This window comes from Rhizobium sp. C104 (genome assembly GCF_022354505.1).
GTDB lineage: Bacteria > Pseudomonadota > Alphaproteobacteria > Rhizobiales > Rhizobiaceae > Rhizobium > Rhizobium redzepovicii.
This window is the reverse complement of sequence record NZ_CP092350.1, coordinates 329,122-348,844: the sequence shown is the minus strand read 5'-3', so window position 1 is coordinate 348,844 and position 19,723 is coordinate 329,122. Positions and strand designations below refer to the sequence as shown.

The window sequence follows — 19,723 nt, the reverse complement described above, 5'->3', positions numbered from 1 at the left end:
TGATGGGTGCAACGCCATTGGGTTCGGACCCAACACAGCCTTTGCCAATGATTTCGCTACTGGCGTTCGCGATCCCCGCGTTGAAGCGTGAATCCGATTCGAGATAACGGTTCGATCAATCATGCTCAAAGAATTTATCTCGCGGCATTATCTAGGCTGCCACGAGGTGTGATTGGGGCACCGCTTGCCATCTGCTCCATCGTCAGTCCCTAAAAATTTCGCCGCCATCCTCTCCGCCGTAGCGAATTCTCGTGTTGGCTCGACGGTCAACGGCTGGGTGCCACCGCGCCGGAAATTTGAACCTTCCAGCTATTCCCCTCAATCGTCGATCTTGTGCCGGCACGGCCCTCACGCGCCTTCCTTTTCAGCGCTCGCCGCCATATGCCTGAGTTCGTCCCAGAGGCTTTCGGCGAAGCTGCGCAGAACGGTGAGTTCGAAGCTGTCATCGCCGGTGCGGACGATCTGTACGGAGATGTGACCCATCATGGTCATCGCCGAACTGCCTTCCGGGAAAACGGCGGGATCGAGATCGATGGCGGTGCCTTTTGAGAGAAGCAGCCGCGAGGAGCGGCCTGATATGCCGATGCGCACGCGTCCGTGGCTCTGGTCCATGACGACGGCTTTTCCCGCGAGTACTGCCGCAAGGGCGGCAAGGCTGGCGGGGAAAGCGGCTCGTTGCCGGCGACGAACCATTGGCGGAAGCCGGCTTTGCGGATCGAACTATTGGTAAAGCCGGCTTTGGCCAATTCCGCGGCAAGTGCCGCCGACTCGATCGTGCCGAGCACGTGCAGGAGATGGCCTTCCGGCAGGGCCTCCAGCCGGATGCCTGCTCCGGAAATGCCACTATATACCGTTCCGGCAAGAACCGGTTTGTGCTGGGGAAGATCAGGCATGGAGCTTCTCGTTTTCGGGATCGATGAAGACGGGATGGCAGAGCACCGCATCGGTGAATTCATTGCGCAGCCCGTTCCAGACCGTCACCTTTTCGCCGATGCGCTCCGGCCCGCGCCGGACCAGCGCCAGGCCGATCGTATGGCCGAGGCTCGGCGAGAAGGCGCTCGATGTAACGTAACCCTGGTCGTTTTCGAGCGTCGCCGCAGCGCCTTCGGCAAGGATATGCGAGCCGGTGCGGAAGCCACTTGCCGGGTTGAGCGGCTTGACGCCGACAAGGCGCGGGCGCTCGGGATCCTGCAGGCCGTCACGGGCAAGCATCGCCTTGCCGATGAAATCCGGCTTGGTCGATGACACCATGCGGCCGAAACCGAGATCGCCCGGGGTGACCGTGCCGTTGATCTCGGCATGGGTGACATGGCCCTTTTCGATGCGCAGGACGCCGAGCGCTTCGGCGCCGTAGGCGCAGATGCCATGTTTTTCCCCGGCCGCCATGATGGCGTCGGCAACGCTCTCGCCGTAGCCGGCCGGCACGGCCAATTCGTAGGCGAGTTCGCCGGAGAAGGAAATCCGGAACAGCCGGCCCTCGAGACGGCCTGCGAATAGCGACACCTTGCGGGCGCTCATGAAGGGGAAGGCGGCATCGGAGATATCCTCGTCGACGATCTCGGAAAGGATGGCGCGGGACTTCGGCCCGGCAACGGCCATCTGCGCCCATTGATCGGTGGAGGAGGCGAAGCAGACGTCGAGCTCCGGCCAGATCGTCTGGGCGCAGAATTCGAGATGGGTGAGCACCCCGGCGGCAAGCGCCGTCGTCGTCGTCATGAAGAAATGCTCGTCGCTGAAGCGGCTGGTGGTGCCGTCGTCATAGATGAAGCCGTCCTCGCGCAGCATCATGCCGTAACGCGCCTTGCCGACGGCAAGCTTGGCGAAGCCGTTGCAATAGACCCGATCGAGGTAGATCGCGGCATCCTTGCCGAAGATTTCGATCTTGCCGAGGGTCGAGACGTCGCAGAGGCCGGCATTTTTGCGGATGTTCAACACTTCACGGTCGACGCTTTCGCGCCATGTCGTTTCGCCTGCGAGCGGGAACCAGGAGGAACGATACCAGAGGCCGGTTTCAACGAAGACCGCGCCGTTCTTCTGAGCCCAGCCGTGCAGCGGCGATTTGCGCGCCGGCTGGAAATCCTTGCCGCGCGATGCCCCGGTCAGAGCGCCGAAGGAGACCGGCGTATAGAAAGGCCGGAAGGTCGTCGTTCCCACTTCGGCGGGCGAAACGCCGCGCGCCTCGGCCAGAATGCCGATAGCGTTGACGTTGGAAAGCTTGCCCTGATCGGTCGCCATGCCTGATGTCGTATAGCGCTTGGCAAGCTCGACATGGCCGTAGCCTTCGCGCACCGCGAGGCCGAGATCCTTGAGATGGACGTCATTCTGATAATCGATGAAGGCCTTGCCCTTCGAGCCCTTGACGGACCAGAGGGGCTTTGAGCCTCGCGCCGCTTCCGAGGCGGCGGCAAAGGCCGGTTCCGCCGCCGCAAAGCCGATCGCCTTCAGGGCGGCAGCCGCCTTTGCCGCACCATCGCCAAGGCAGGCAGCGGTTTCGACAAGACCGGCAGCCGAGCCGGCAACGGCAAGGCCTTCCTGCGCAGCCGGCGGCAGAAACGCCGCGGCCTCGTCCGACCATTGCGGCTTTGCGCCGCGATGGCAGGCAAGGTGGATGACCGGACTCCAGCCGCCCGACATGGCCAGCGCATCGGCTTCGATGCGGCGGGTGCCGCTTGCGGTTTCGACGCTGACGCCGTTGAGGCGCTGGCCGCCGTGGGCATCAACGATCCGGGCGCCCCTCAGCACGTCGGCGCGACCCTGCCAGGTCTTTCCCCGTCCGCGCGGCTGTCGACGATCGCCGTGATGGCGAGGCCGGCGGCCTCAAGATCGGCGGCGGTGCGGTAACCGGCATCATTGGTGGTAAAGACCACCGTACTTCTGCCCGGCGCAACAGCCTGCCGGTTGAGATAGCTGCGCATGGCGCCCGCCATCATCACGCCCGGAATATCGTTGCCGCCGAAGACCAGCGGCCGCTCCTCGGCGCCCGTCGCCAGGATTGCCTGACGGGCGACGATGCGCCACAAGCGTTCGACCGGGCGGTCCGGATCGGGCAGCGCCACATGCTTCTGCACACGTTCGACGGCGCCGAAGACATTGTCGTCGTACCAGCCGAAGACGGTCATGCGCGGCAGGCGGCGCACATTCGCCAGCCCTTCGAGCTCGGCCAGCAGCTCAGCGGGAAGCGTGTCCGCCGGCTTGCTCTCGACAGCGCCGCTCTCGGAAAGCAGGCTGCCGCCGAGTTCGGCGCCTTCGTCGGCAAGGATGACGCGCGCTCCGGCGCGGCCGGCGGTCAGTGCTGCGGCAAGACCGGCGGGGCCGGCGCCGATCACCAGCAGATCGCAGTGCGCCCAGCATTTCTCATAAATATCGGGATCGGCCTCATAGGAAGCTCTGCCGAGGCCGGCCGCCTTGCGGATCACTGGCTCGTAGAGCTTTTCCCAGAGTGCTGCCGGCCACATGAAGGTCTTGTAGTAGAAACCGGCGCTGAGGAAGGGCGAGAGCAGGCCGTTGACCGCGCCGATATCGAAGCCGAGCGAAGGCCAGCGGTTCTGGCTCTTTGCCGTCAGCCCCTCGTAGAGCTCGATCATGGTCGCGCGCGTATTCGGTTCGGTGCGCCCGCCGCTGCCTGTCGTCACCAGCGCGTTCGGTTCGGCCGCACCCGCCGTCAGGATGCCGCGCGGGCGGTGATATTTGAAGCTGCGCCCGACGAGCTGGATGCCGTTGGCAAGCAACGCCGAGGCGAGCGTATCGCCCGGATGGCCTTCCAGCGCCTTGCCGTCGAAGGTGAAACCGAGTGTCTTGGCGCGGTCGATCCGGCCGCCGGAGGAAAGACGGAAGCTCGTCATGCCGGTTCTCCGCCGAGCTTGGAAAGTGCGGCATCCCTGACGTGATGGACCTTATGGGTAATGGTATCGCGTTCGACGATCAGCCAGCGGCGGCATCCGGAGGAATGGTGCCAATATTCGCTGTGCCGGCCGCGCGGGTTGTCGCGCAGATAGACATAGTCGAACCAGGCCTCCGCCCCGGCATCCGGCGCCGGCCTGACGAGGCCGGCATCGCCCCGGATCGAGAATTCCTCCTTTGGCCGGGCGCCGCAATGGGGACAGGAAATCAGGCTCGCCATTGTCAAATGTCCTCAGTGCAGATTGGGCTGGGCGCCGACGCCCTTTTCGTCGATCGGATAGCCGCGGGCGAAACGGTCGAGCCGGAAGGCGCGGGCCGTCTGATGCGGCGTGTTGCGGGCGATCAGATGGGCGTAGCAGAAGCCGGAGGCGGGCGTTGCCTTGAAGCCGCCGTAGCACCAGCCGGCGTTGAGATAGAGATTGTCGATATGGGTGCGGTCGATGATCGGCGAGCCGTCCATGCTCATATCCATCACCCCGCCCCAGGAACGGAGATAACGCACCCGCGACAGGGATGGGATCATCGCGAGCCCCGCTTCAGCGACATGCTCGACCGACGCCAGATTGCCGCGCTGGGCATAGGAATTATAGCCGTCGATATCGCCGCCGAAGACGAGGCCGCCCTTGTCGGACTGGGAGACGTAGAAATGTCCTGCGCCGAAGGTGACGACATTGTCGATGAACGGCTTCAACCCTTCGGAGACGAACGCCTGCAGCACATGGCTTTCGATCGGCAGACGGAGGCCCGCCATATCGGCGACGACGGTGGAATTGCCGGCCGCCGCCAGCGCCAGCTTGGCGCAGCCGATGAAGCCCCTGCTGGTCTCGACGCCGGTGACCTGACCGTTTTCGGTGCGGATGCCGGTGACCTCGCACTGGGTGATGATGTCGACGCCGCGGCTGTCGGCGCCGCGCGCATAACCCCAGGCGACCGCATCGTGGCGCACCGTGCCGCCACGCGGCTGGAACAGGGCGCCCATCACCGGGAAACGCGCATTGTCGAAATCGAGGAAGGGCAGTTTTGTGCGCACCGCCTGCCTATCGAGAAGGTCGGCATCGACACCGTGCAGCCGCATGGCGTTGCCGCGGCGCATATAGGCATCGCGCTGCGCATCGGAATGGAAGAGGTTGAGCACGCCGCGCTGCGAGACCATGGCGTTGAAATTGAAGTCCTGCTCCAGCCCTTCCCAAAGCTTCATCGACAGCTCGTAGAAAGGATTGTTGCCGGGAAGCAAGTAGTTCGAGCGGATGATCGTGGTGTTCCGGCCGATATTGCCGGAGCCGAGATAGCCCTTTTCGAGCACGGCGACATTGGTGATGCCGAATTCCTTGGCGAGGTAATAGGCGGTGGCAAGGCCGTGACCGCCGCCGCCGACAATGACGACATCATAATGCGGCTTCGGCGCCGGGTCGCGCCAGGCGGGCGCCCAGCTTTTGTTGCCGCGAAGGCCGTTGAGGAAAATCGAAAGAGCGGAGTAGCGCATGGGTCAATCCGAATGGAACGACCGCATGATGCCAGAAAGGCGACGCGCGACTTGCGCAATTAGGACATGAATGGTTAGAAAAGAGACATGTCCTCATCCGATAATAGAAATGTCCAGGAGATCGGCTTCATCCTGATCCCGGGATTTGCGCTGATGTCCTATGCCTCGGCGACCGAGCCGCTCAGAGCGGCAAACCTTTTGGCCGGACGAGAGATCTACCGCCTGTCGATCTTCTCGCCGGACGGCGCGCCGGTGCTCTCGTCCTCGGGCGTCAGCGTGCCGGCCGAACCGCTTCCGGCAAGGGGTTCCGGCCTCGGCACGGCCTTCGTCTGCGCCGGCGGCTTGCCGCGCGACTGGCGTTATCCCGGCGTGCTTGCCTGCCTGAGGCAGCTGTCGCGCGAGGGTGTCAGGATCGGCGGCATTTCGGGAGGGCCCTATCTGATGGCGGCCGCCGGACTGCTTGCCGGCCGCGATTTTACCATCCATTGGGAACACGCCGCCGCCCTTCTCGAGGCCTTCCCGGACCTCACGCCACACCAGGCGCGCTTCATGATCGACGGCAACCGCATCACCTGCGGCGGCGGCATCGCACCGCTCGACATGATGCATGTGCTGATCGCCGAGCGCATGGGACCGGACTTCGCCCGACGCGTCAGCGACTGGTATCTTCACACCGAGGTCAACGAGCCCGCCGCCCCCCAGCGCGCCTCGCTGGCCGAGCGCTACGGCGTCCATCATCCCGGGCTGCTCAGCGTTCTCGAACGCATGGAGGAGACGATCGAGATGCCGCTCGGCCGCGCCGCCATGGCACGCATCGCCGGCGTCACCACCCGCCATCTCGACCGGCTCTTCTCAGCCCATCTCGGCACCACCTTTCTCGATCAATACCATCGGATCAGGCTGCAGCATGCCCATCGCCTGCTGAAACAGAGCCCGCTTTCCGTCTCGGAGATCGCGGTCGCCACCGGCTTTTCCAGTCTCAGCCATTTTTCCCGGATGTTCCGCGCCGCCTATGGCATCGCTCCGCGCAAAGCACGGCGGGAATAGGTTTTCTTCACGGTTGAGAAAATTTCACTATGACGATAGGGTTGGCCTCGGTCAAAAGCGAAGGCGGCAGCATGAAAACCAAGCGTGAAGCGGCAACTCAACCGGACGAGGCGCATGGCGGACGCACGCCCTTTTCCCAGGATCCGCACGCAGTTCGGGAACCGAAGGAAAACAACCTCGAAATGGCGATCGGCCATGAGGTGCGCGCCTACCGCAAAAAACTCGGCATCACCGTCACCGATCTCGCGGCCGCGACCGGCATTTCGCTCGGCATGCTGTCGAAGATCGAAAACGGCAACATCTCGCCGTCGCTGACGACGCTGCAATCGCTATCACGGGCGCTCGGCGTGCCGATGACCGCTTTCTTCCGCCGCTATGAGGAGCCGCGCAACGCCGTTTTCGTCAAGGCGGGGCAGGGTATCGAGCTCGAACGGCGCGGCACGCGCGCCGGCCATCAATATAATCTGCTCGGCCATATCGACAATAATACCAGCGGCGTCATCGTCGAGCCCTATCTGATCACGCTGACCGCCGATTCCGACGTGTTCCCGACGTTCCAGCACGAAGGCATGGAGTTTCTCTATATGCTCGAAGGCGAGGTCATTTACCGCCACGGCGACCAGCTTTTCCAGATGCAGCCGGGCGACAGCCTATTCTTCGATGCCGATGCGCCGCATGGGCCGGAACAGCTGGTGAAGCTGCCGAGCAAGTACCTCTCGATCATCAGTTATCCCCAGCAGAACTCCAGAAGCTGACTTGCCTTAAAAGAAAAATTTATTCTTCCCAGTTGATGCCCTGAAACAGACCTGCTACTCCTTTCTCAACATGAACGGAGGCACGCGCTATGTGCGGCATTGTTGGACTGTTCCTCAAGGACAAGAGTCTTGAATCTCAGCTGGGAAATCTGCTCTCGGATATGCTGATCACCATGACGGATCGCGGACCGGATTCGGCCGGCATCGCGATCTATGGCAGTGCTGCCGAGGGCAGGGCGAAAATTACTATCCAGTCCGCCAACCCCAGCGTCGACTTCGAAGGCCTTGCCGCCGACCTCGAGAAGGCCGGCATCAAAGCCGAGGTATCGATCAAGAGCACGCATGCGGTCATCGAGCTTGATGCCTCCAAGCTTGGAACCGTGCGCAAGGCGCTCGAAGAGATCCGTCCGGCGGTCCGTCTGATGGGGTCGGGCGAAAGCGTCGAGATCTACAAGGAAATCGGCCTTCCGAAAGACGTCGTGAAGCGGTTCGACGTCCGCGCCATGGGCGGCACCCACGGCATTGGCCATACCCGCATGGCGACCGAATCCGCCGTCACCACGCTCGGCGCCCATCCGTTCTCGACCGGCGCCGACCAGTGCCTCGTGCACAACGGCTCGCTCTCCAACCACAACAATCTGCGCCGCGAACTCATCCGCGAGGGCATGACCTTCGAGACGCAGAACGATTCCGAAGTCGCCGCCGCCTATCTGACGGCCGAAATGGCCAAGGGCAAGGATCTCGGCCAGGCGCTGACGGGCGCGCTCGACGATCTCGACGGCTTCTTCACCTTCGTCGTCGGCACCAAATCCGGCTTCGGCGTGGTGCGCGACCCGATCGCCTGCAAGCCCGCCGTCATGGCCGAGACCGACCAATATGTCGCCTTCGGCTCGGAATACCGCGCGCTGGTCAACCTTCCCGGCATCGAGAATGCCCGTGTCTGGGAGCCGGAGCCGGCGACCGTTTATTTCTGGGATCACGACAAGGCCGCCTGAGGGGCGCCTGAAAACAGGAGACGGCTGAAACCGTCTCCCAGACAAACGAGGATTCCAACGAGGATTCAATGCCCATATTCGACCTTTCCAACACCCCGCTTCGCGAGTTGAACAGCGCCCTGCACGCCCTTTCGAAAGGCGCCAATGACACCGAATTCGAAGTCATCAACCCGCGCGGCAGCCATGCCGTCGCCGTCGGCATCGACAGCCCCGTCACGGTCTCCGTCAGAGGATCGGTCGGTTATTACTGCGCCGGCATGAATGATGGCGGCAGGGTGACGGTTCATGGTTCGGCCGGTCCGGGCGTTGCCGAAAACATGATGTCCGGCACCGTCGTCATCGAAGGCGACGCCAGCCAGTATGCCGGCGCCACCGGCCGCGGCGGCCTGCTCGTCATCAAGGGCAATGCGGCCTCGCGCTGCGGCATTTCGATGAAGGGCATCGACATCGTCGTTCACGGCAGCATCGGCCACATGTCGGCCTTCATGGGCCAGTCCGGCCATCTCGTCGTGCTCGGCGACGCCGGGGATGCGCTGGGGGATTCGCTCTACGAAGCCAAGCTTTTCGTCCGCGGCGAGGTCAAGAGCCTCGGCTCCGATTGCATCGAGAAAGAGATGCGGCGGGAGCATCTGGAGAAGCTTGCCGAGCTGCTCGAGCGCGCAGGGGTGACCGACGTCAGGCCCGAAGAGTTCAAGCGCTACGGCTCGGCCCGCAAGCTCTACAATTTCAACATCGACAACGCCGACGCGTATTGAGGCGAGGGATCCCCATGAGCTATCACAACCCCTATACCCCGCCCCGCAAGTCCGCGACCTTCGACGATTATACGCTCGCCGAAATCCGCCGGGCGGCCGCGACCGGGATCTATGACATCCGCGGCGCCGGCACCAAGCGCAAGGTTCCGCATTTCGACGATCTGCTGTTTCTCGGCGCCTCGATCTCGCGCTATCCGCTCGAAGGTTATCGCGAGAAGTGCGACACGACGGTGGTGCTCGGCTCGCGTTTCGCCAAGAAGCCGATCACGCTCAAGACGCCGATCACCATTGCCGGCATGAGCTTCGGCGCGCTTTCCGGCAATGCCAAGGAAGCGCTCGGCCGCGGCGCGACGATATCAGGCACCTCGACCACGACTGGCGACGGCGGCATGACCGATGAGGAACGCGGCCATTCGCAGACGCTGGTCTATCAGTACCTGCCGTCGCGCTACGGCATGAACCCGAAGGATTTGCGCCGCGCCGATGCGATCGAAGTCGTGGTCGGCCAGGGCGCCAAGCCCGGCGGCGGCGGCATGCTGCTCGGTCAGAAGATCTCCGACCGCGTCGCCAATATGCGCAACCTGCCGAAGGGTATCGACCAGCGCTCGGCCTGCCGCCATCCCGACTGGACCGGCCCCGACGATCTTGAAATCAAGATCATGGAGCTGCGCGAGATCACCGATTGGGAAAAGCCGATCTACGTCAAGATCGGCGGCGCGCGTCCCTATTACGATACCGCCCTTGCCGTGAAGGCCGGCGCTGACGTCGTCGTGCTCGACGGCATGCAGGGCGGCACCGCGGCCACCCAGGACGTCTTCATCGAGAATGTCGGCATGCCGACACTTGCCTGCATTCGCCCGGCCGTCCAAGCGCTGCAGGAACTCGGCATGCATCGGAAGGTGCAGCTGATCGTTTCGGGCGGCATCCGTTCCGGCGCCGACGTCGCCAAGGCGCTGGCGCTCGGCGCCGATGCAGTCGCGATCGGCACGGCGGCACTTGTCGCCATCGGCGACAACGATCCGATATGGGAAGAGGAATATCAGAAACTCGGCACGACAGCCGGCGCCTATGACGACTGGCATGAAGGCAAGGATCCGGCCGGGATCACCACCCAGGATCCGGAGCTCGCAAAGCGCCTCGACCCGGTTGCGGCCGGCCGCCGCCTTGCCAACTACCTCAAGGTGATGACGCTCGAGGCGCAGACGATTGCGCGTGCCTGCGGCAAGAACCATCTGCACAACCTCGAGCCGGAAGACCTCGTCGCACTGACAATCGAGGCATCCGCCATAGCGCAAGTGCCGCTCGCCGGCACCAACTGGATCCCCGGCAAAGGGGGCTTTTGATTTCTACCGGCCGGGCAAACGTCCCGGCCGTTCCGTATCCATAACCAAGGTGTCTCCAAGAAATCCAAAGGGGAACGAGAATGACACTGGACCTTGCTGCTTTTGCCAGAGACAAAGGCATCAAATATTTCATGATCAGCTATACCGACCTGTTCGGCGGTCAACGCGCCAAGCTGGTCCCCGCCGAAGCCATCGCCGATATGCAGAAAGATGGCGCCGGCTTTGCGGGCTTTGCCACCTGGCTCGACCTGACGCCCGCCCATCCCGACCTGTTCGCGGTTCCCGATGCCTCCTCCGTCATCCAGCTCCCATGGAAGAAGGACGTCGCATGGGTCGCGGCCGACTGCGTCATGGACGATCAGCCGGTCGAACAGGCGCCGCGTGTGCTGCTGAAAAGACTGGTCGCTGAGGCTGCGAAAGAAGGGCTGCGGGTCAAAACCGGCGTCGAGCCGGAATTCTTTCTCATTTCCGCCGATGGCTCAGTGATCTCGGATCAGTACGATACCGCCGAAAAGCCCTGCTACGATCAGCAGGCGGTGATGCGCCGCTACGACGTCATCGCCGAGATTTGCGACTATATGCTCGAACTCGGCTGGAAGCCCTATCAGAACGACCACGAGGATGCGAACGGCCAGTTCGAGATGAACTGGGAATATGACGATGTTCTGAAGACGGCGGACAAGCACTCCTTCTTCAAGTTCATGGTCAAGTCGGTCGCCGAAAAGCACGGGCTTCGCGCGACCTTCATGCCGAAGCCCTTCAAGGGACTGACCGGAAATGGCTGCCACGCCCATATCTCGGTCTGGGACCTCGATGGCAAGGTCAACGCCTTCGCGGACAAGGAGATGGCTTTCGGGCTCTCTGCTCAGGGCAAGACCTTCCTCGGCGGCATCATGAAGCATGCCTCCGCACTTGCCGCGGTTACCAATCCGACGGTCAATTCCTACAAGCGCATCAACGCGCCGCGCACTACATCGGGCGCCACCTGGTCGCCGAACACCGTCACCTGGACGGGCAACAACCGCACCCACATGGTGCGCGTTCCGGGACCGGGACGTTTCGAGCTGCGCCTGCCTGATGGGGCGGTCAATCCCTACCTGCTGCAGGCGATCATCATCGCCGCCGGCCTCGACGGCATCCGCAGCCAGGCAGACCCCGGCCGGCACTACGATATCGACATGTATGCCGAGGGCCATCTGGTGAAGGACGCGCCGCGCCTGCCGCTCAACCTTCTCGATGCGCTACGCGCCTATGATGACGACGAGGGCCTGAAGCAGGCGATGGGGGCGGAATTTTCCGCCGCCTATCTGAAGCTGAAGCATCGGGAATGGAATGCCTACTGCTCGCATTTCACCCAATGGGAACGCGACAGCACGCTCGACATCTGAGCGGCCTACGGATGTCTTTAAGACCACCGACATGCCGGAGCGACAAGCTTCGGCGTGATCGCATCCTCGGCACCTGATCTCGAAGGAAGAGACAGCATGAAAAACATCGTACTGACGGTATCCTGCAAGTCGACGCGCGGCATCGTTGCGGCGATTTCGAGCTATCTGGCGGAAAAGGGCGGCAACATCATCGACAGCTCGCAGTTCGACGATCTCGATACCGGCAAGTTCTTCATGCGCGTCTCCTTCATCTCCGAAGAAGGTCTTTCCGGCTCAGAGATCGGCGCCGATTTTGCCGCCGTCGCCGCGCCCTTTTCGATGGAATACGAATTCCACGACAGCGAAAGCCGCATGAAGGTGCTGTTGATGGTGTCGCGCTTCGGCCATTGTCTCAATGACCTGCTCTACCGCTGGAAGATCGGCGCGCTGCCGATCGACATCGTCGGCGTCGTCTCCAACCATTTCGACTACCAGAAGGTCGTGGTCAACCACGACATCCCCTTCCACCATATTCCGGTCACCAAGGCCAACAAGGTGCAGGCCGAAGCCCATATCATGGAGGTGGCCGAGCAGACCGGCACCGAACTGATCGTGCTTGCCCGCTACATGCAGATCCTGTCGGACGAGATGTGCCAGAAGATGTCGGGCAAGATCATCAACATCCACCATTCCTTCCTGCCGAGCTTCAAGGGCGCCAACCCCTACAAGCAGGCCTATGGCCGCGGCGTCAAACTGATCGGCGCCACCGCCCATTACGTCACCGCCGACCTCGACGAAGGCCCGATCATCGAGCAGGATACGGCGCGCATCACCCATGCCCAGTCGCCCGACGACTACGTCTCGATCGGCCGCGACGTCGAAAGCCAGGTGCTGGCCCGCGCCATCCACGCCCATATCCACCATCGCACCTTTATCAACGGCAATAGAACAGTGGTCTTCCCTGCAAGCCCCGGCAGCTACGCCTCCGAACGCATGGGTTGAGACGTGCATCGACAGTAGTAGCCTCGCCGCATCCGTCATTCAGAGCGTTAAGGTTGCGGCAGGTGCCATCAAAGTTTGGGAAATGCATGCCGGGCGGGCTTGCCACGGCGCGAAAGACTTATATAGTCAGGAAATAAATATTCCGTAGAGGAAATAAGAGGGAACGGTAATGGCATTATCATGGCGTTTCTCCGTCTTGGCGGATCGGCACCGCGCTCTGGGATCGAAGCTCGAGGACTGGAGCGGTATGGGAACCGCCTGGACCTACGACAAGGACATGTCGGAAGAGCATGTCGCCGTCCGCACCAAGGCCGGCATCATGGATGTCTCGGGCCTGAAAAAGGTGCATCTGGTCGGCCCGCACGCTATCGCCGTGCTCGACGCCATCACCACCCGCGACCTGACGAAGATTTATCCCGGACGGTCGGTCTACGCGACCATGCTCAACGACCGCGGCCACTTCACCGACGACTGCATCGTCTATCGCACCGGCCCGAATTCCTGGATGCTGGTGCATGGCTCCGGCTCCGGGCATGAAGAGGTCGTCAAGCAGGCAGCGGGCCGCAATTGCGCCATGCTGTTCGACGACGACCTGCACGATCTGTCGCTGCAGGGTCCGATCGCGGTCGACTATCTTGCCAAATATGTGCCCGGCATCCGCGATCTCAAATATTTCCACCACATGCAGACGACGCTGTTCGGCGCGCCGGTGATGATCTCGCGCACCGGTTATACCGGCGAGCGCGGCTACGAGATCTTCGTGCGCGGCCAGGACGCGGTCATGGTCTGGGACCGGGTCGTCGAAGAAGGTAAGGAGATGGGCATCATTCCCTGCTGCTTCTCCGTTCTCGACATGCTGCGGGTGGAAAGCTACCTGCTCTTCTATCCCTATGACAATTCGCAGATGTATCCCTTCGCCGATCAGCCGCCCGGCGACAGCCTCTGGGAACTCGGCCTCGACTTTACCGTCAGCCCCGGCAAGACGGGCTTCCGTGGCGCCGAGGAACATGCTCGCCTGAAGGGCAAGGAACGCTTCAAGATCTTTGGCATGCTGATCGATGCCGACGGACCGGCCGATCTCGGCGACGAAGTCTTTGCCGACGGCAAAAAGGTAGGCGTCATTACCTGCCCGAGCTATTCATCGCTGACGCAGAAATCCATGGCGATTGCTCGTCTGGACGTTGACAAGGCAGTGCATGGGACGAAACTCGAAGTCCGCGGCAAGACCGTGATGGCAGGCGCCACCGCCCACACGCTTCCTTTCGACGATCCGGAGAAGAAGAAGAGGACCGCCGTAGGTTAAGGAGCACGCGAATGCTCGTTGCAGGCATCAAGAGCCGACCAGTCTACACGGGCCTGACCATCCAGCCGCGCGCCCGGCGGCACATTTTCGCGCTCGAAGGGGAGGGCGCCAAGGCTCTCCTCGATCAGCAGCCGGCGCTTGACGAAACGGCTCTTGCCCGCAGCGAAATCCTCTATGTCGCCCGCGGCTCTCAAGGGTCCGGCCTCGACGAGGCGCTGCGCCGCCTCGGCGCCGACATGTTCTTCACGGCGCCGACCATCGCAACGCTGCTCTTCCGACTGAAGGGTTCGCTTGCCACGGCCCATATGGGCACGCGGCTCTATCTATCGGGCACGGAAGGCTTCATCGGCCAGGCAATGCTGGTGGCGCTCGATTACGGCATGGACCATGCCTCCGTCATCACCGAGCATCGCGGCTCGCTGGCCCGGCGTGTGCAATGCGTCCATTGCAAGGGCATTACCGACGACGTCACCACCAGCCCCTTTGCCTGCAGCCATTGCGGGCTGACGCTTCTGGTGCGCGATCATTACTCGCGCCGGCTCGCTGCCTTCCAGGGCGTCAATATCGATGCGGAAGAACCGGGCAGCGCGCCTGATCCGGAGGAGTTGTTCCTTTGAGCGGTGGCACTGAAATTCCTGTCCGCGTGACGCGGATCACGCCGATCGCCGAGCGCGTCAAGCGCTTCCGTTTCGAGCGCCTTGACGGCAAGCCGATGCCTTATTTCTCCGGCGGCGCGCACGTCATCGTTTTGATGAACGATGGCGGCCATATGCGCCGCAACGCCTATTCGCTGATGTCGCCGCCGCATGATTGCGCAGCCTATGAGATCAGCGTGCTGCATGTCGAGGATTCGCGCGGCGGCTCCACCTTCATGCATGAGAAGCTCAGCGAAGGCGACGAGCTGAAGGTCAGCTATCCCGTCAACCTGTTCCAGCCCGACTGGCGCGGACGCAAGCACCTTCTGATCGCCGGCGGCATCGGCATCACCCCCTTCATCGCGATGATGGAGCAGTTTTCCCGCGAGGGCGCCAATTTCGAGCTGCATTATGCCATCCGCACGCGCGACCGCGGCGCCTATTGGCAGCAACTTGTCGAGCGCTATGGCAGACATCGGATCAAGATCTATTGCGACGCCGAAGGCGACGCCATCCCCCTGACGCGCCTGCTGGGCACCCAGCCGCTCGGCACGCATCTTTATGTTTGCGGCCCGTCCGGCATGATCGACGGCGTGCTGAAAACCGGCCTCAACGCCGGCTGGCCGGAACAGAACCTGCATTCGGAACGGTTCCTGTCGTCACTGCCCGGCAAGCCCTTCGCGATCGAGCTCCTGCGGTCCGGCAAGACCGTGAAGGTCGGCCATCACGAAAGCATGCTGGAGGCGATCGAGGCGGCGGGCGTCGACGCGCCCTTCCTCTGTCGCGGCGGCGCCTGCGGTCAATGCGAGACCGGGGTCGTCACCTGCGACGGCAAGCTGCTGCACCATGACGTCTATTTGACGAGCGAAGAAAAAGCATCCGGCCGCAAGGTGATGATCTGCGTTTCCCGCTTCGAGGGAAACACGCTGCATCTCGATCTTTAGCGGCATCGGAAGCGGAACAAGGAGACCGGACATGGCAATCGTCTTCAAGCAGGAAACCTTCCGGAACGATTTCAGCTACCGGAACAGCCCCGAAAACATCCGGCGTTTCCCGTTTCCCTTCGACCGCGACGAATACATGTATTCGGTCAACATGGAGCCGCATGTGCACGGCCGGGCGGGAACCGTCTACGAAAGCCTGATCGACGTCGACGAGCATTATGTCGCCGAGATGCACGACCGGGCCCTGGTCCTGAAGGAAGATCCGCTGCGCTACCAGGCGCTGCCTCATATGATGAGCGCGCAGTGGGACACGCTCGAATTGCTGATGGAAGAGCAGGCGGCAGGGTATCCCGATCATTTCACGCTGATCCGCAACGGCGACCAGTGGCGCTGGATCAACCGCCCGCTCGGCATCGACGACAGCTTCACCTTCGGCGATGCCTCGACGCTGCCCTATGAGCCCTTCGAATATATCACCCGCCAGGCCCAGGGCGACTTCTGCATCGTCGACCAGCGCGACAGCAATCTCTGGATGGACGCCGGCATGGTGACGACGCAGGCCGACTGGTCGCTCGATTTCGATATCGGCATGAACTTCATGGAATGGCACGGGCCGGTGCCGCTCGCCCACCAGATCGGCGTCTTCGACCGTGCGCTGAAATTCCTGCTGAACCTGCAGCAGGGCAAGCCGACACGACGCTTCAACTGGACGATGACGATCAATCCGCGGCTCGACACCAGCCCGGAGAATTATCACAAATGGGGTCCGGACCGCACGACGGTGACGCCGGAGAATGTCGGCGAGAAGGTGCATCTTCGCGTCGAGCTGCAAAGCCTCTGGCGCCTGCCGCGCTCGAACGCCATCCTCTTCGTCATCCGCTGCTACCTGATGAACATGGAAGAGCTCGTCACCGTGCCGAAATGGGCGCGCCGCTTTCCGCGCGTGCTGAAGACGCTGCCGCCCGAGCTCATCGACTACAAGGGCCTCACCCGCTTCCGCGAGACGACGATCGACTGGCTTTCTAAATATGACGACGGGGCGCCGACCAGCCCCGGCATCTATCCGGACTGAGGCGCAGCGAATGTGCGAGATAAAACGATACAATCAAGAGGGGAATGCTTCATGACAAGAGTAGCCGTCATCGGTGCCGGTCCTTCCGGGCTGGCGCAGTTGCGCGCCTTTCAATCGGCTGCCCAGAAGGGCGCCGAGATCCCGGAGATCGTCTGCTTCGAAAAGCAGTCGGACTGGGGCGGGCTCTGGAACTATACCTGGCGCACCGGGCTCGACGAATATGGCGAGCCGGTGCATGGCAGCATGTATCGTTACCTCTGGTCGAACGGCCCGAAGGAATGCCTCGAATTCGCCGATTATTCCTTCGAGGAGCATTTCGGCAAGCCGATCGCTTCCTATCCGCCGCGCGCCGTGCTCTGGGATTATATCAAGGGCCGCGTCGAAAAGGCCAATGTCCGCCATTGGGTGCGCTTCAGCACGCCGGTGCGCATGGTTCGCTTCGACGATCAGACGAAGAAATTCACGGTGACGGCGCATAACCGCGTCGAGGACCGGATGTATGACGAGGAATTCGACTATGTCGTCGTGGCATCAGGCCACTTCTCGACGCCGAACGTGCCCTATTTCGAGGGCGTGAAGACCTTCAACGGCCGCGTCCTGCATGCCCACGATTTCCGCGACGCGCTAGAGTTCAAGGGCAAGGATATCCTCATCGTCGGCCGCAGCTATTCGGCCGAAGACATCGGCTCGCAATGCTGGAAATACGGCGCAAAATCGGTGACGACGAGCTACCGCTCGAAGCCGATGGGCTTCAAATGGCCTGAGAATTTCGAGGAACGGCCGCTGCTGACCCGGCTTGAAAACCGCACGGCGCATTTTCTCGACGGATCGAGCAAGGAGGTCGACGCGCTGATCCTCTGCACCGGCTACCAGCACCATTTCCCCTTCCTGCCCGACGATCTTCGGCTGAAGACCGCCAACCGCCTCTGGGCCGACAGCCTCTACAAGGGGGTGATCTTCGATAAGAACCCGCAGCTCTTCTATATCGGCATGCAGGACCAATTCTATACCTTCAACATGTTCGACGTGCAGGCCTGGTGGGCACGCGACGTGATGATGGGCCGCATCACCCTGCCGCCGGAAGAGGAGCTGAAGGCCAATTTCGACATGTGGCGGGCCCGCGAAGAGACGCTTGAGGATGCCGAGCAGATGATCTGGTATCAGGGCGACTATGTGAAGGAACTGCTTGCCGAGACCGATTATCCCTCCTTCGACATCGAAGGCACCAACCGGACCTTCATGGAGTGGGAACACCACAAGGCGGGCAATATCATGGGCTTCCGCAACCACGCCTATCGATCGCTGATGACCGGCAACATGTCGCCGACGCACCACACGCCCTGGGTCGAGGCGCTAGACGATTCCAAGGAGGAATATCTACGCAACTGATCGGACGGCGAGTGCTTGGCCGGACGAAGGTGTTCGTACATTTTCGTCCGCCATAGTATGGCCGGCGCCTTTTTAAACGAGCCGACATAAATCCATCCGCAACTCTTCTCTTCGAACGTGGCCCTCATGGATTTTCAAACGAGCATCCTCGGACGCATGAGCGGTTTTCTCTATCGCTGCCGTGCCGATGAAAACTATACGATGCTTGAGATGACCAACGGCATCGAGCGCATTTTCGGCTACCCCGCCGACGACATCATCGGCAACCGTGCGCGGACCTTCACCTCGATCATGTACGAGGAAGACGTTCCCTTGATGGACGAAATCGTCGGCCGGGCGCTGGAGAAGCGCGCGGACTGGACGATGGAATACCGCATCCGCCATGCGATGGGCCATCTGATCTGGGTGACGGAGACCGCGGCGGCATATGGGACCCGAAGGGCGAGCTTCTCTACCTCGAAGGCAGCATCATCAACATCGAATCGCTCTATCAGCGAATCGACGAGCGGACCGCCGACATGCGCGTCACCGCTTCGAAGACCAACGAGATCCTGCAATCGCTGCGCTACCTGAAGCTGCTTGCCGTCAATGCCGGCATCGAAGCAGCCCGCGCCGGCACCGCCGGATCGGGCTTTGCCGTGCTTGCCGCCGAGATGCGCATGCTTGCCAACTCCTCCGAAGAGGCCGCGCGCGCCATTTCCGAGGCGCAACGCAAGGCCGAAGGCTGAGCGTTTCCCCTAGCAAGGAAATATTTACGGCTCAGGTCGAAAAGGCAGTTGTTAACCGTGCGGCCATATCAAATATGACCACGTATTTTCAATAACTTGCTTCAATTTCGCGGTTGAAAAAACGCTTGTCATTGCCGCTAATATTAAGGCTGCGTTAACTTTTTGTTAACCATAGCAGCGGTAGATATGGTCAACGATTTCTTCACATAGATGACCAAAGTGCTAACAGACGCTCGCTCTATCCGCATCAAGGGACGCTCCTTTCTGGCCGTCATGTTGTCTCCGGACCTTCCTTTCGATGATTGGTTGGCGAGGCTCGACGATCTGGCCGCGCGTTCGGCCGGCTTCTTCCTCGGACGGCCTGTCGTGCTCGATCTGACGGACCTGCAAATCGACCGGCCGCAGCTGAAAGAGCTGATTGCCGAACTGGCCAAGCGCAATGTCAGCATCATGGGCATCGAGGGCGCACGGCCTTCCATTCTCGGCGCGGGCATGCCGCCGGCGCTCAAAGGCGGCCGCTCCGCTTCAGACATCGAGGTTCAGGCCAATGAGCCTGCCGGTTCGCCGGTGAAACCTGAAGTCGACGCGATCCGCCCGGCAACGACGCAATCGATCGTCATCAGGGAGCCGGTGCGCTCCGGGCAATCGGTGATCTTCCCGGAAGGCGACGTCACGGTCATCGGATCGGTCGCCTCCGGCGCCGAGGTCATCGCCGGCGGGTCGGTCCATATCTATGGGGCGCTGCGTGGCCGCGCCATGGCGGGGTCCATCGGCAACGCATCGGCGCGGATCTTTTGCCGCAAGCTGGAAGCCGAGCTGGTCGCAATCGACGGCGTTTACAAAATGGCGGAAGACATGGCCGCCAATCTTCGCGGACAGGCTGTTCAGCTCTGGCTCGAAGACGATGCGATCATGGCGGAAAAAATGACCTGACGACAGCGCCGCGCGGCTTTGAGAACGCGTGAAGGATGCTGAGACACTTCGAATTACTGCGGCAAAGGAGAG

General features: G+C 62.0%; 15 protein-coding genes and 3 pseudogenes. 14 read left to right on the top strand and 4 right to left on the bottom strand.

Going from position 1 to position 19,723, the window contains the following annotated elements:
* Positions 1–348 precede the first annotated feature (348 nt).
* From MF410_RS26100 to MF410_RS26085, 4 genes and pseudogenes are all read right to left on the bottom strand, one after another.
* Positions 349–893: pseudogene (locus tag MF410_RS26100) on the bottom strand (sarcosine oxidase subunit gamma family protein).
* A pseudogene (locus MF410_RS26095) lies at positions 886–3,842 on the bottom strand (sarcosine oxidase subunit alpha family protein). The pseudogenes MF410_RS26100 and MF410_RS26095 overlap by 8 nt, the downstream one beginning before the upstream one ends.
* Positions 3,839–4,120 (bottom strand): sarcosine oxidase subunit delta, encoded by a 282-nt coding sequence (locus MF410_RS26090; protein ID WP_222134818.1) that lies wholly within the window; start codon positions 4,118–4,120, stop codon positions 3,839–3,841. The pseudogene MF410_RS26095 and the gene MF410_RS26090 overlap by 4 nt, the downstream one beginning before the upstream one ends.
* A 12-nt stretch (positions 4,121–4,132) precedes the next feature.
* Positions 4,133–5,383 (bottom strand): sarcosine oxidase subunit beta family protein, encoded by a 1,251-nt coding sequence (locus MF410_RS26085; protein WP_222134817.1) that lies wholly within the window; start codon positions 5,381–5,383, stop codon positions 4,133–4,135.
* A gap of 87 nt (positions 5,384–5,470) precedes the next feature.
* Between MF410_RS26085 and MF410_RS26080 the strand changes: the two genes are divergently transcribed.
* From MF410_RS26080 to minC, 14 genes and pseudogenes are all read left to right on the top strand, one after another.
* Complete coding sequence (locus tag MF410_RS26080) at positions 5,471–6,430, top strand: GlxA family transcriptional regulator (RefSeq protein ID WP_131710779.1); 960 nt, start codon at positions 5,471–5,473, stop codon at positions 6,428–6,430.
* Between the two features lie 71 nt (positions 6,431–6,501).
* Entirely contained in the window at positions 6,502–7,185 is a 684-nt protein-coding gene (locus MF410_RS26075; protein ID WP_131710867.1) for a helix-turn-helix domain-containing protein, read from the top strand.
* An 89-nt stretch (positions 7,186–7,274) separates the two neighbouring features.
* Positions 7,275–8,180, top strand: a complete 906-nt coding sequence (locus MF410_RS26070) for a glutamine amidotransferase family protein (RefSeq protein ID WP_222134816.1) — start codon at positions 7,275–7,277, stop codon at positions 8,178–8,180.
* Positions 8,181–8,248: 68 nt separating this feature from the next.
* Positions 8,249–8,935, top strand: coding sequence for a GXGXG domain-containing protein (locus tag MF410_RS26065; protein WP_054184585.1), 687 nt, complete (start codon positions 8,249–8,251; stop codon positions 8,933–8,935).
* A 14-nt stretch (positions 8,936–8,949) separates the two neighbouring features.
* Positions 8,950–10,278 carry an FMN-binding glutamate synthase family protein gene (locus MF410_RS26060; protein WP_222134814.1) on the top strand — a complete coding sequence of 443 codons (1,329 nt, stop codon included), beginning with the start codon at positions 8,950–8,952 and terminating at the stop codon, positions 10,276–10,278.
* An 80-nt stretch (positions 10,279–10,358) separates the two neighbouring features.
* A complete protein-coding gene (glnT, locus tag MF410_RS26055) occupies positions 10,359–11,666 on the top strand; it encodes a type III glutamate--ammonia ligase (protein ID WP_183777795.1) in 1,308 nt (435 codons plus the stop codon).
* Between the two features lie 96 nt (positions 11,667–11,762).
* Positions 11,763–12,647: a formyltetrahydrofolate deformylase gene (gene purU, locus MF410_RS26050; protein WP_239620502.1), complete on the top strand. Its 885-nt coding sequence runs from the start codon at positions 11,763–11,765 to the stop codon at positions 12,645–12,647.
* Between the two features lie 169 nt (positions 12,648–12,816).
* Positions 12,817–13,950: an aminomethyltransferase family protein gene (locus MF410_RS26045; RefSeq protein WP_239620501.1), complete on the top strand. Its 1,134-nt coding sequence runs from the start codon at positions 12,817–12,819 to the stop codon at positions 13,948–13,950.
* Positions 13,951–13,961: 11 nt separating this feature from the next.
* The gene (locus MF410_RS26040) at positions 13,962–14,567 is read left to right on the top strand and encodes a dimethylamine monooxygenase subunit DmmA family protein (protein ID WP_222134812.1); all 606 of its coding nucleotides are present in this window, start codon (positions 13,962–13,964) and stop codon (positions 14,565–14,567) included.
* The gene (locus tag MF410_RS26035; RefSeq protein ID WP_222134811.1) at positions 14,564–15,529 is read left to right on the top strand and encodes a PDR/VanB family oxidoreductase; all 966 of its coding nucleotides are present in this window, start codon (positions 14,564–14,566) and stop codon (positions 15,527–15,529) included. Before MF410_RS26040 ends, MF410_RS26035 begins: the two co-directional genes overlap by 4 nt.
* 31 nt (positions 15,530–15,560) lie before the next feature.
* Positions 15,561–16,601 carry a DUF3445 domain-containing protein gene (locus MF410_RS26030; protein ID WP_018448675.1) on the top strand — a complete coding sequence of 347 codons (1,041 nt, stop codon included), beginning with the start codon at positions 15,561–15,563 and terminating at the stop codon, positions 16,599–16,601.
* A 51-nt stretch (positions 16,602–16,652) separates the two neighbouring features.
* On the top strand, positions 16,653–17,990 hold the full coding sequence (locus MF410_RS26025; RefSeq protein WP_222134810.1) for an NAD(P)/FAD-dependent oxidoreductase: 1,338 nt from the start codon (positions 16,653–16,655) through the stop codon (positions 17,988–17,990).
* Between the two features lie 126 nt (positions 17,991–18,116).
* A pseudogene (locus MF410_RS26020) lies at positions 18,117–18,718 on the top strand (PAS domain-containing protein).
* 210 nt (positions 18,719–18,928) lie between these two features.
* On the top strand, positions 18,929–19,651 hold the full coding sequence (gene minC, locus MF410_RS26010; RefSeq protein WP_222134809.1) for a septum site-determining protein MinC: 723 nt from the start codon (positions 18,929–18,931) through the stop codon (positions 19,649–19,651).
* Positions 19,652–19,723 lie beyond the last annotated feature (72 nt).

Excerpts from the sequence above, each read along its gene's own strand:
- MF410_RS26065 (WP_054184585.1), top strand. The coding sequence starts at position 8,249 with ATGCCCATATTCGACCTTTCCAACACCCCGCTTCGCGAGTTGAACAGC.
- MF410_RS26060 (WP_222134814.1), top strand. The coding sequence starts at position 8,950 with ATGAGCTATCACAACCCCTATACCCCGCCCCGCAAGTCCGCGACCTTC.
- MF410_RS26030 (WP_018448675.1), top strand. The coding sequence starts at position 15,561 with ATGGCAATCGTCTTCAAGCAGGAAACCTTCCGGAACGATTTCAGCTAC.
- purU (WP_239620502.1), top strand. The coding sequence starts at position 11,763 with ATGAAAAACATCGTACTGACGGTATCCTGCAAGTCGACGCGCGGCATC.
- MF410_RS26070 (WP_222134816.1), top strand. The coding sequence starts at position 7,275 with ATGTGCGGCATTGTTGGACTGTTCCTCAAGGACAAGAGTCTTGAATCT.
- minC (WP_222134809.1), top strand. The coding sequence starts at position 18,929 with ATGACCAAAGTGCTAACAGACGCTCGCTCTATCCGCATCAAGGGACGC.
- MF410_RS26090 (WP_222134818.1), bottom strand. The coding sequence starts at position 4,120 with ATGGCGAGCCTGATTTCCTGTCCCCATTGCGGCGCCCGGCCAAAGGAG.
- MF410_RS26080 (WP_131710779.1), top strand. The coding sequence starts at position 5,471 with ATGTCCTCATCCGATAATAGAAATGTCCAGGAGATCGGCTTCATCCTG.
- MF410_RS26045 (WP_239620501.1), top strand. The coding sequence starts at position 12,817 with ATGGCATTATCATGGCGTTTCTCCGTCTTGGCGGATCGGCACCGCGCT.
- MF410_RS26040 (WP_222134812.1), top strand. The coding sequence starts at position 13,962 with ATGCTCGTTGCAGGCATCAAGAGCCGACCAGTCTACACGGGCCTGACC.
- MF410_RS26085 (WP_222134817.1), bottom strand. The coding sequence starts at position 5,383 with ATGCGCTACTCCGCTCTTTCGATTTTCCTCAACGGCCTTCGCGGCAAC.
- MF410_RS26025 (WP_222134810.1), top strand. The coding sequence starts at position 16,653 with ATGACAAGAGTAGCCGTCATCGGTGCCGGTCCTTCCGGGCTGGCGCAG.
- glnT (WP_183777795.1), top strand. The coding sequence starts at position 10,359 with ATGACACTGGACCTTGCTGCTTTTGCCAGAGACAAAGGCATCAAATAT.
- MF410_RS26075 (WP_131710867.1), top strand. The coding sequence starts at position 6,502 with ATGAAAACCAAGCGTGAAGCGGCAACTCAACCGGACGAGGCGCATGGC.